This is a genomic window from Rhizobium sp. PP-F2F-G48, from assembly GCF_004342335.1.
Taxonomy (GTDB): domain Bacteria; phylum Pseudomonadota; class Alphaproteobacteria; order Rhizobiales; family Rhizobiaceae; genus Ferranicluibacter.
Map to the genome: position 1 here is coordinate 189,083 of NZ_SLVH01000006.1, position 11,906 is coordinate 200,988.

At 64.2% G+C, this 11,906-nt stretch carries 9 protein-coding genes; 1 reads left to right on the forward strand and 8 read right to left on the reverse strand.

What is annotated here, in order from left to right; translation table 11 throughout:
- Positions 1–109 precede the first annotated feature (109 nt).
- From C8J36_RS15520 to C8J36_RS15555, 8 genes are all read right to left on the reverse strand, one after another.
- Entirely contained in the window at positions 110–1,066 is a 957-nt protein-coding gene (locus tag C8J36_RS15520; protein WP_062595909.1) for a substrate-binding domain-containing protein, read from the reverse strand.
- A gap of 67 nt (positions 1,067–1,133) precedes the next feature.
- Entirely contained in the window at positions 1,134–2,138 is a 1,005-nt protein-coding gene (locus tag C8J36_RS15525) for an ABC transporter permease (RefSeq protein WP_132536331.1), read from the reverse strand.
- Between the two features lie 11 nt (positions 2,139–2,149).
- Positions 2,150–3,679: a sugar ABC transporter ATP-binding protein gene (locus C8J36_RS15530; RefSeq protein WP_132536155.1), complete on the reverse strand. Its 1,530-nt coding sequence runs from the start codon at positions 3,677–3,679 to the stop codon at positions 2,150–2,152.
- Between the two features lie 335 nt (positions 3,680–4,014).
- Positions 4,015–5,322 (reverse strand): xylose isomerase, encoded by a 1,308-nt coding sequence (gene xylA / locus C8J36_RS15535; RefSeq protein WP_062595912.1) that lies wholly within the window; start codon positions 5,320–5,322, stop codon positions 4,015–4,017.
- Positions 5,323–5,353: 31 nt separating this feature from the next.
- Positions 5,354–6,805, reverse strand: coding sequence for a xylulokinase (gene xylB, locus C8J36_RS15540; RefSeq protein ID WP_132536157.1), 1,452 nt, complete (start codon positions 6,803–6,805; stop codon positions 5,354–5,356).
- Positions 6,806–6,814: 9 nt separating this feature from the next.
- Complete coding sequence (locus C8J36_RS15545) at positions 6,815–7,900, reverse strand: LacI family DNA-binding transcriptional regulator (RefSeq protein ID WP_132536159.1); 1,086 nt, start codon at positions 7,898–7,900, stop codon at positions 6,815–6,817.
- A 125-nt stretch (positions 7,901–8,025) separates the two neighbouring features.
- A complete protein-coding gene (locus tag C8J36_RS15550; protein WP_062595915.1) occupies positions 8,026–9,657 on the reverse strand; it encodes a DHA2 family efflux MFS transporter permease subunit in 1,632 nt (543 codons plus the stop codon).
- 128 nt (positions 9,658–9,785) lie between these two features.
- Positions 9,786–11,000 (reverse strand): HlyD family secretion protein, encoded by a 1,215-nt coding sequence (locus C8J36_RS15555; RefSeq protein WP_132536163.1) that lies wholly within the window; start codon positions 10,998–11,000, stop codon positions 9,786–9,788.
- Positions 11,001–11,132: 132 nt separating this feature from the next.
- Between C8J36_RS15555 and C8J36_RS15560 the strand changes: the two genes are divergently transcribed.
- Positions 11,133–11,894, forward strand: a complete 762-nt coding sequence (locus C8J36_RS15560; protein ID WP_132536165.1) for a TetR/AcrR family transcriptional regulator — start codon at positions 11,133–11,135, stop codon at positions 11,892–11,894.
- Positions 11,895–11,906 lie beyond the last annotated feature (12 nt).

An 11,906-nucleotide genomic window follows, 5' to 3' on the forward strand; every position in this document is an offset into this window, starting at 1 on the left:
CTGCTCTGTAGGCGCAAGCCATTCCGGCCACGGGCATCGCGACGTGGCGTCCGCTGAGGGGCATGAAAAAGCCGCCTGCGAATGTCCGCAGGCGGCTTTTGATCGATGATCAGAACGGGGAATCCGGGAAGTAGAACTTCTCGGCATTTTCCTTGGTCACGAGCGTCGCGTCGAGCGTGTAGGTGCCGCTAACGGGGACCTGATCGTAGAGCGCGGACGCCGTCAGTTCCATCGCCGTGCCGACCATGGCCGGGGGATAGAGAACATCGACCGGGATCATCGTGTCGCCGTCCATGACCTTCTTGATCATGTCCTTGGAACCGGCACCGGCGACGACATACTGGATGTCCTTGCGGCCGGACTGCTCGATGGCCTGCAGCACGCCGACAGCCATGTCGTCGTCCTGGCACCACACCACGTCGATCTTCTGGTACTTGGTCAGGAAGTCCTGCATGACCTTGAAGGCATCGTCGCGGTTCCAGTTGCCGAACTGGCGGTCGAGCACCTTGACGTTGGAGCCGGCAATACCCTTGTCGAAACCGTCCTGGCGCTGCTGGTCGATCGGGATCGGCAGGCCGCGAATGACGACGACCTGAGCGTCCGGCGTCTTTCCGGCGATGTATTTGCCGGCGACTTCGCCGAGCGCCGGATTGTTGCCGGCGACGTAAAGGTCGCGGATCGTGTCGTCATTGACGCTCGGGGCACGGTCGACGATGGTGACGAACTTGCCCTTGTCCTTGACCTCCTTGATGGCGTTGACCAGCGGATCCGGATCGGACGGCAGGATGACGAGGGCGTCGATGCCCTGCGTGTTCAGGTCCTGCACGGCATTGGCCTGGTTGGCGGCGTCCGGCGATGTCTTGACGATGACGTTGAGGCCGGGATGCTCGGCCATCAAGAGCTTCGCGACGCGCTCGGCATGGAAGACCACGCCGGAGGTCCAGCCGTGGTCGGCGGCCGGAATCGAGACGCCGATCGTCTTCGTCTCCTGCGCGAAGGCCCCGCCGGACAAGGCCGTGCCTGCCAGCGCCATTGCGAATGCCAGTCCCAGTATACGTTTCTTCATGGTGTTCTCCTCCCAATGATGCGGGCTTCTGGGCATTGGCCCGGGCGCCCGCAAACCCTTATCCTGTCTATTGCCGGCGGATCAGGAACCTCTGGACCAGCATGGCGATGATGATGATGGCGCCCTGGATCGCGCTCAGCAGGTATTCGCTGACCACGTTCGACAGGAGCATGATATTGCCGACGATCTCCAGAATGAACGCGCCGCAGATCGTCCCCCAGATGCGCCCGACGCCGCCACGCAGCGCCGTGCCGCCGACCACGACCGCGGTGATCGCCTGCAGTTCCCAGAGAATGCCGGTGGTGGCAGAGGTCGAGCCGAGCCGGGGCACGTAGATGAGGACCGCGATGGCGACGCAGAGACCCTGGATGATATAGGCAATGGTGCGGACGCGGTTGACCTTGATGCCGGAATAGCGCGCGACATCCTCGTTGGAGCCGACGGCCACGACATGCCGGCCGTAGCGCGTGCGATAGAGCACGAAGGCCCCAATGGCGGCGGTGACGAAGATGACGACGATCGGCACGGGAACGCCGAGAATGGTGCCGAAATAGGCCGGACGATAGAGCGACTGCACGGCGGCATCGCGAAGCGTGATGGCGCCGCCCTGCGACAGCCATGTCGTGAGGCCACGATAGATGCCCATCGCCCCGAGCGTCGCGATGAAGGGCTCGATCCTTCCGACGGTAGTAACGAGACCGTTGGCAAGGCCGCAGACGGCGCCCACGAGCACCGCGATACCGACGCCCGCAAGCAGCGTCATCGTGGGATCGCCCCCCGCCCCGCTGTTGAGGAACAGGATCATGACGCTCGCGACGAAGGCAACCATGGCGCCGACGGAGAGATCGAGCCCGCCCGACGAGATGACGAAGGTCGCGCCGACGGCGATGACCGCGATGAAGGCGCTGCGCGCAAGCACGTTGGTCAGGTTGTCGATGCTGAGAAAGTTCGGGTGCGCGAAGGCACCGAGCACCAGGAGAAGCGCCAGCGCGATGAACGGCGCGACGGCCCCCAGATCGATGTTGCGAATGGATCGCGCCGGCTTTGCGCCGTTTGCCGTCATATTGGTCATTGTCCCCCGCGTCACGCGGCCTCCCCAGAAACGCCGCCGGAAACCCCCGTCGCCAGCACGACGATATCGTCTTCCGTCATCCGCTCGCCAGCGACCTCGCCGACGATGTGCCCCGACCGCATGACGACGATCCGGTCGCAGATGCCGATCAGTTCCGGCATTTCCGAGGAGACCACGATGATGGACCGGCCCTCCTCGGCCAGACGGGCGATGAAGGCGTAGATCTGTTCTTTCGTGCCGATATCGATGCCGCGCGTCGGCTCGTCGATGATGACGATCTGCGGATCGAGCAGCATCATCTTGGCGATCAGCAGCTTCTGCTGGTTGCCGCCGGAGAGCTGGCCCGCGAGCAGGTCCTTGCGGCCGGTGCGGATATCGAAATCCCGGATCGCCGTATCGAGCGCCGTCTCTTCTTTCCTGCGATCCACCTGCAGGCCGCGCACGAAGCGACCGAGCGAGGCGAGCGTCAGATTGACCCGCAGATCCTTGGCAAGGAGAAGCCCCTTGCCTTTGCGATCTTCCGAGAGATAGACGATGCCGGCCTTGAGACTGGCATGGACGTCGCGAAACTGTGCCGGGCGGCCATGCAGCATGACCGTGCCATGCGCCGGGCGAAGGCCGACCATCCCCTCCATCAGCTCCGTACGCCCTGCCCCGACGAGACCGGCGAACCCGAGGATTTCGCCCTTGCCGAGCCTGAAGGCGGCATTGGTTGCGTAACCGGGAACGGACAGACCGGAAACCTCCAGCACCGTCTCGCGCGATGCGACGGACACGCGGTCGGGATAAAGCTTGGCGACATCGCGGCCGACCATGAGCCGCGCCATATCGGCGGGCTGAAGCGTGGACGCCGCATGCGTCGCGACGGTGCGGCCATCGCGCAGCACGGTGACCGTGTCGGCGATATCCTTCACCTCCGGCAGGCGGTGCGAAATATAAAGGACTGCAATGCCGCGGGCGCGAATGTGCCGGATCACCTGCAGCAGTGCCGCCGTCTCGTGCGGCGTCAGCGACGCGGTGGGTTCGTCGAAGATGACGACACGATGCGGCACCAGCAGCACGCGGGCGATCTGCACGAGTTGTCGCTGGGCGATCGACAGCCGGGAAACGATCGTTTTCGGATCGATGTCGGCGCCCAACGCGCGGACCGCCGCACGCGCACCCTCGTTCATCGTCTTGTCGTCGAGCGTCAGCCCGCGGACGACCTCGCGGCCGAGATAGATGTTCTGGGCAACGGTGAGATCGGGCGCGAGCAGAATCTCCTGGTGCACCAGCACGATGCCGCGGCCTTCCGCATCGACGGGTCCCGAAAGCGTCACCGGCTGGCCATCGATCAGGATCTCTCCCCGCGTCGGCGGAAGATTGCCCGCGATCAGCTTCATCAGCGTCGATTTGCCGGCCCCGTTCTCGCCGATGATCGCATGCACCTTGCCGGCCTCGATCGTGAGATCGATCCCCTTCAAAACCTCGACGATCCCGAACGTCTTGGAGAGCCCGTTCGTCTGCAGCACCGGCGAAGCCGACAGGGGAGCAGCGCTCATGCGGCGCTCCGCGCCGTGCAGCCCAGGGCCCCGCAGCATCGATCGGACAAGACAATGAGTACGGGCTGACTTACGGACGGATCTCCCCCGCAAGCGCGCAATGGTGCTGTCGAAATCACGCTCAATCTCCTCCGGGATCGAAGCTAGCGCAATTGATGAGGTACGTAAAGCAGCTTTGTGGGCCCGATCACGGAGAGGTGTTCACCCTCCCTAAGATATTGTTAAATTACGATTTACCGGAATTCTGATGGTGTCGGCACGTGGAAACGCGATCGGCGCGTCCGCTTTCACGAACGCGCCGATCTTCCGATGCCAGAAGAGGGGCCAAACCGGCCTTAGACGTAGCGGTTGACGACGTTCTCAAGGTATTCCTGCCGACCCGAACGTGGGGTCGGATTGAGATCGGTCGCTTCCACATGGGCTGCGAGATCTTCGAGCGACATGGATGTCAGTCGCTTGCGACCCTCCTCCGTGCTCCAGCCCGCATAACGCTCGTCGAGCGGACCGGACAGCGCCTTGTCCTCGATCATCTTTGCAGCAGCCTTCAGACCGCGTGCGCAGCAATCCATCCCGCCGATATGACCGATCAGCAGGTCTTCGGCATCCAGAGACTGACGGCGCAGCTTGGCGTCGAAATTGGTGCCGCCCGTGGTGAAGCCGCCGCCTGCCAGAACCTGATAATAGGCCAGCGCCATTTCCGGCACATTGTTGGGGAACTGGTCGGTATCCCAGCCGGACTGATAGTCGTTGCGGTTCATGTCGATCGAGCCGAACAGGCCGAGCGCGTTGGCGAGCGACAGCTCATGCTCGAAGGAGTGGCCGGCGAGGATGGCATGTCCCTGCTCGATGTTCAGCTTGACCTCGTTTTCGAGCCCGTAGGACTTGAGGAAGCCGTAGACCGTCGCGACGTCGTAGTCGTACTGATGCTTGGTCGGTTCCTGCGGCTTCGGCTCGATCAGGATCGCGCCCTTGAAGCCGATCTTGTGCTTGTATTCCACAACCATGTTGACGAAGCGGCCGAGCTGGTCGAGTTCCTGCTTCAGATTGGTGTTGAGCAGCGTCTCGTAGCCTTCGCGCCCGCCCCAGAGCACATAATTTTCGCCGCCGAGCTTCACGGTCGCGTCCATGCAGGTCTTGACCGTTGCAGCCGCGAAAGCAAACACATCCGGATCCGGATTGGTCGCCGCACCCGACATGTAGCGGCGGTGGGAGAAGAGGTTCGCCGTGCCCCAGAGCAGCTTGACGCCGGTTTCCTGCTGTTTGCCGGCGAAGTAATCGACGATCTCGTTCAGGTTTCTGGTGTTTTCCGCAAAGGTCTTGCCCTCGGGACGCACGTCGGCATCATGGAAGCAGTAATAGGGAACGCCGAGCAGATCGAAGAATTCGAACGCCACGTCGGCCTTCAGCTTGGCCGCCTTCATGCTGTCCTCGAACCAGGGACGCTCAAACGTCTGCCCGCCGAAAGGGTCGCCGCCCGGCCAGACGAAGGTGTGCCAGTAGGCAACGGCAAAGCGCAGATGCTCTTCCATCCGCTTGCCCATGACCACTTCGTTCGGGTCGTAATGGCGGAAGGCCAGCGGGTTCGTGCTGTCAGGGCCTTCGAAGCGGATCTTCTGGATATCCTTGAAATAACCCGTGCTCATGATGTTTCCTCCAATAGGTCGATGTTCGGGATCAGTAGGCGGCGCGGATGGCGGGGTAGAGCCGGCCATAGCGCTGATAGGCATCGTCGTAAGCCTCGCGCAGCGAAGCGACCGGCGCGACCGTGTGGGCGGTCTTCGGCGGCGTGAAGACGGAAAGGGGATCGGCAGCGGTGGCCGCGACCAGGCCGAGACGGGCAGCACCGAAGGCCGCGCCGAAATCGCCATCGGCCGGCACATCGACGGGCAGGTCGAGCGCGGTCGCGATCGATGCCAGCCAAAGGGTCGAGCGCGAGCCGCCGCCGATCGCCGTGACCCGGTGCAGCTGGGTGCCCGCACGTCGCAAGGCTTCGAGGCTGTCGCGGATGGCGAAGGACACACCTTCGAGAACCGCCTGCGTCAGCACGGCCCGGCTGCTTTCATGGCCCAGCCCGATGAAGGCGCCGCGGATGGTGGCGTCGTTGTGCGGCGTGCGCTCACCCGAGAGATAGGGAAGGAAGGTGACGCCCGTCGGGGCCTGCAGCGTGTCCCCCAGTTCCCGCGTCAGCTCCGAGGCGCTGCGGCCGGTGATGCCGGCATGCCAGTTGAGCGCATCGGTCGCCGACAGGATCACACCCATCTGGTGCCAGGTGTCCGGCAGGGCATGGCAGAAGGCGTGGACCGCACTTTCCGGATTGGGCAGGTAGCGCGCATTGGCCGCAAACAGCACGCCCGAGGTGCCGAGCGAGACGAAGGCCTGGCCCTCGCCGATCGTGCCCATGCCGCAGGCGGACGCCGCATTGTCGCCAGCACCGCCCGCGACGACGACACCGGCGCCCATGCCCCAGCCGGACGCAAGGTCCGACTTCAGCGTGCCCGCGGGCGCCGTGCCCTCGACCAGCGACGGCATCTGTCGCTCGCTCAGGCCGGTTGCCGCCAAGAGGCTCTCCGACCAGGCCCGCTTGCCCGTATCGAGCCAGGACGTGCCGGCCGAATCCGACATGTCCGACATATGCTCTCCGGTCAGCCAGAGGCGCAGATAGTCCTTCGGCAGCAGCACCCAGCGGACCTTCGCAAACACCTCCGGCTCGTGCTTGGCCACCCAGGCAAGTTTCGGCGCGGTGAAGCCGGGGAAGACGATATTGCCGGTGATGGCGCGGAACTGCGGATCGGCATCGAGCGCCGCGGCCTCGGCATGCGAGCGCGTGTCGTTCCAGAGAATGCAGGGGCGCAGCACGCTGTCGCTGTCGTCGAGCAGCGTTGCGCCATGCATATGGCCGGAAAGTCCGATACCGCGCACGGCGGCAAGCTCCATCGAATGCGATGCCTTCAGCCCCGCGATCGCTTCCTGCGTCGCGCGGATCCAGTCGGCGGGGTCCTGCTCGGACCAGCCGGAATGGGGGCGCAGCACGTCGCAGGCGCCGGTCGCCGAACCGACGATGCGCTGTTCGCCGTCGATAAGTAGCGCCTTGACGCCCGATGTGCCGAGATCGATGCCGAGATACATGAAATGCTCCTAGTTTTCGCCGCTTGCCAAACCGAATGGGCGAAGCGCGTCGCCGTCCGCCTCGTCTGCGAACGGCAGGTTGTCTTTCAGAAAGATATCGATGCGGATGCGCTCCTGCGCGTCGACCGCGGGTATGCCGTCCGCCTTGGCCTTGAGAACCCGGATGGCGCTGCGCACCTCGTGGCCGGCATCCTGGTTGAGCACGGCGTCGATCAGATCGGCTTCGAGCGCCGCACGCGTATGCGGCGTCAGCTCGTGGGCGATGATCGCGCGCGGCCGTGGGCCCGAATGCCGCCGCAGGGCCGCGATCAGGCCGCGATTGCCCGCGCCGAGGCTGTAGATGCCGGCGAGATCGGAATGTTGCGCCAGAAGATCCGCGATCAGCCGTTCGGTCGCGGCGGGATCGTCCTGCCCTTCGAGCACGGGCAGCAGGGTGCAGGTTTCGGACAGGGCGGACCTGAAGCCGTCGAGCCGGTCGCGATGATCGCGCACCAGCATGGAGCCTGCGAGGACCGCGACCTTTGCTGTCTCGGAGGCCTCTCGGCCGACGAAGCGCCGCATCAGGCTGCCGGCGGTGCGCCCGGCGGCATGGTTGTCGATGCCGGCAAAATGATCCCGGCAAGCGGGCCCGAGATCGGACACCAGCGTGACCAGCGGAATGCCGGAGGCCTGCACGCGCAGCGCGGCATCCATCACGTCGGGCGCGTCCACCGCCGCCACCGCGATGCCCGCCGGCTCCTGCGCAATCGCTGCATCCAGCGCCCGGGCAACGGCGGCACCGTCGAACGGGGGAACGACGACGAGCGAAATCGCAACGCGATCGGACGCGGGCCGTACCATGGCCTCGCGCACATGCCGCTCCAGACCCCGCATGAACGAGTTGTCGCCGCCCGGAAGAATGAAGGTGAAGGGATAGACCCGGCTCTTGGCAAGGTTCGCCGCCGCCATGTCGCGAACGAACCCGATCGCCGCGATCGCCGCCTCGACGCGCAGGCGTGTCGCGGCCTTGACGCCCGGCCGCCGGTTGAGAACCCGGTCGACCGTCGCAAGGCTGACGCCCGCTTGTGCAGCGATATCGTGAACGGTCGGTCGCATGTTTCCTCCGAAAACGAGATCTAGAGGAAATCTTGATGTACGTAAATCAGAAATTCCAGCCCCGACTCCGAAAACGAAAAACGCCGGCACGAGGGCCGGCGTCGATCAGAGAGAAAGGACGGTTTTCAGTGCCCGCCGCCGGCACTGGGCGCAACCGGCTTCGGCTTCTGGATGACGAGGACGCAGAAGATGAGAGCGCCGAACAGGAATGTCAGCAGCACGAAAATATCCGCGAATGACAGGATGGAAGCCTGCCGCTGGACGATGCCGGCCAGCTGCTTCATGGCGATGGTCGTGCCGTCCATGCCATGGGCGTTGTAGTTGCCGGCGATCTGGTTCAGCTGCGCCATGGCTTCCGGGTTGCTCCACGTCACATGCTCGGAAAGCTGGGCGTAATGCACGTCCTGCCGCCGCGTCAGAATCGTGTTGATCGCCGCTAGACCCACGGCGCCGCCGAGGTTTCGGGTGAGGTTGAAGACGCCGGATGCGCCCCGGACCCTGTCCGGGGACAGCGTGCCGAGCGCCACATTGTTGATCGGCACCATGCACATCATCATGCCGAAGCCGCGCAGGATCTGCGGTACCAGGAGCTCGTAGAAATCCCAGTCGGTGGTGATGTTCGTCATGATGTAGGTGCCGCCCGAAAACGAGGCGAAGCCGATCACCATCAGCACGCGCGGGTCGAACTTGCCCGAAAGAATGCCGGCGATCGGCGCCGTGCAGAACATGGCGATGCCCGAGACGAACATGGTCTCCCCGATCATCAGCGAGTCGTAATGGCGGATCTGCCCGAGATAGAGCGGGTAGAGATAGGTCAGCCCGTAAAGCCCGATGCCCATGATGAACGAGAAGAGCGAGCCGAAGGCGAAGTTGCGGTTGGTGAAGGCGCGCAGATCCACCACGGGGAAATCGACCGTGAACACCCGGTAGAAGAACACGACGGCCGCGACGACGCAGGCAACGGCGCCGATCACGATATGCCCGTCGCTGAACCAGTCGTTGGTATTGCCTTCCTCCAGCACATATTCGAGGCAACCGAGGAAGACGCCCATGGAAAGCAGCCCCCACCAGTCGAACTTCTTGACGAGGCTGAGCTCCGGCTTGTCGAAATCGATATAGTTCCAGGTGACGATGGCCACCACGATCCCCGGGGGAATGTTGACGAGGAACAGCCAGTGCCAGGAAAAGGCATGGCTGAGATAGCCGCCGACCGTAGGCCCGATGGTCGGCGCCAGCGTCGCGATGAGGCCGATGATGGGCGAGACGATGTTGCGCTTGGAGGGCGGGAAGATGGTGAAGGCCGCCGCAAAGACGGACGGGATCATGCCGCCGCCGATGAACCCCTGCAGCGCGCGGTAGATGATCATCTGGTCGATATTGGTCGCGGTCGCCGCAAGGGCGCTGGCGACGGTGAAGCCTGCGGCCGAGCAGGCAAACAGCACGCGCGTGGACACGATGCGGGCCAGCGTGCCCGAAAGCGGGATCATGATGACTTCGGCGATCAGATAGGCCGTCTGCACCCAGCCGATCTCGTCGGAGCCGGCAGAGATGCCGGCCTGGATCTCGGCGAGCGATGCGGAAACGATCTGGATGTCGAGGATCGACATGAACATGCCGACGACCATCGCGAAGAAGGCGATCAGCCGGCGCGGATCCATCTTCTCGTCCGCGCCCGTCTTGGCCCCCGATCCGGAGCCTGAACCCGCCGCCATCGCACTGGGCCGTCCGCCGGCGGTTGCAGTTGCACTCGCAGCCATAGGCTTGCTCCCGTGCGAGCGCCAAGGCCTCTCAAAGGGCCTCGGAGCGCTCGATATGGTCAGAAGAAGGTCAGTCCGGGCGGCGGGGCGGAGCCGCTGTCGCCCGGACGACAGAAGATGCAGACGGATCAGCGCGCGGCGACGGTATCCGTCGTCGTCGGCGCGGTACGCGTATCGACATCCACCACGACGCTGAGGCCGGCCTGCAGGCGCCCGCTGTCGAGCACGTCCTGCGGCAGAGCAATGCGCACCGGCACGCGCTGGATCACCTTGGTGAAGTTGCCGGTCGCGTTCTCAGGCGGCAGCAGCGAGAAGACCGAGCCGGAGGCCGGTGCGATGGATTCGACGGTCGCCTCGATCGGCTTGTCGTCATAGGCATCCACATGCACCTTCACCTTGGAGCCCGGCACCAGGCCGGCGATCTGCGTCTCCTTGAAGTTGGCGTCGATGTAGAGCTTGTTGACCGGCACGAGGGCGGCCAGACGCTGGCCGGCCGAAACGAGATCGCCATCCTGAACCGCAAGATTGCCGACCACGCCATCATAGGGGGCCTTGAGAACGGTGAAGGCGAGATCGCGTTGCGCCTTGTCGCGCGACAGTTCCAACGAGCGGATCGTGCTCTCGGCCTCGGCGCGCTGGGCTTCCAGCACCGAGACGTTGGCGGCGGCCGCTGCGATCGTCGCATCCGCGGCGAGAACGTTGGCCCGCGCCTGGTCGAGCGCCACATTGGCGCTGTCGAGGGAAGCGACCGAACCGACGGCCTTCGACTGGAGGTCGCTGGCACGCTTCTGCGTGATGTCGGCCCCGCGCACGGTCGCTTCCAACGCGGTCTTCTGCGCCCGGGCCTGCTGCAGGCTCGCCTGGGCACCGGCGATCTGCGCATCGAACCGCGCGAGAGACAGTTTTTCGGTATCGATCTGGGCCTGCGCCTGATCTGCGGCGATCCGGTAGTCGCCATTGTCGAGCGTCACGAGCGGATCGCCCGCCTTGACCCGCTGGTTGGCAACGACGTTCACCGTCTCCACATAGCCGGAAACCTTCGGCGCGATCGAGGTCAGATCGCCTTCGATATAGGCATCGTCGGTCGAGATCATGAAGCGGCCATTGGTCCACCACTCATAGCCGAACCAGCCGGCCGCGCCGAGGACGGCAAGGCCAATGATCGGGACCACCAGGCGGCGGCGCTTCGGCTGCTTTTCAGGCGCGGCGGGCGCGGGCGCGGCAATGGGCGCGACAGAGGCCGGCGCATCCGCCGCCTTTGCCGTCACGACACCATCCGTCGTGTCGAAATCCTCACCCACCGGCCGCACATGCGCTGCCGCTGTCTTGCTGGAACCTGCCATGGTCGACGTCCCCGGAAAATAGTAAGAAAAGCAAACTGAACCGTTCAGTTCGATTTGACATAGGCAAGTTGATCCCGCATATCAAGTGAAATCGAACCGCTCGGTTCGAAAAGTTAATGAAGGGAGAATGCGATGCCTGCGCTGCAGCGAGCCGATGCCCGAACGACCCCCGTCGAAGCCGAGGCTCCGGTCGCCGAAATATCGCGCCCGAGCGGCATCGCCGGCTCCCCGTCGCCAGACGGTTGCGACGCTTGCGAGATTGCGACAGGCGGACGACGGGCGGCGGGCGAGGATCCCGTCAAGCGCGACCAGATCATCGATGGCGCCAAGCGCGTCTTCATGGCCGTCGGCTTCGATGCCGCCAGCATGAACGACATTACCCGTGAAGCCGGCGTCTCCAAGGGCACGATCTACGTCTATTTCGGCGGCAAGGAGGACCTGTTCGCGGCCATGATCGAGCGCGAGCGCGCCAAGTTGGTCGCCAGCATGAAGCATGTGATGCACAGCAATCACGGGCCTGTGGATGCCGTTCTCTATGATTTCGGCGTCACGTTCGTCACGCATCTCTGCTCGGACACGACCGTCCGCGGCATGAAGATGGTGCTGAGCGTCAGCGAGCGCATGCCGGATCTCAGCCATCGCTTCTTCTCGGCCTCGCCGGAAAACGGCTATACGATCCTGCGCACCTATCTGGAAAGCAAGATCGCCGAGGGTCTGTTCGATATCGAAGACACCGATCTCGCCGCACGCCAGTTCATCGAGCTCTGCATGCCCGGCCTCTTCAAGCGCCGGCTGTTCGGCTGGCTGCCCGTTCCACCGGATGCGGAAGAGATCGACCGGACCGTCCGATCGGCAATTGCGATGTTCCTGAAATTTTATATCGCGAAAAAGTGATGTAACGTGATG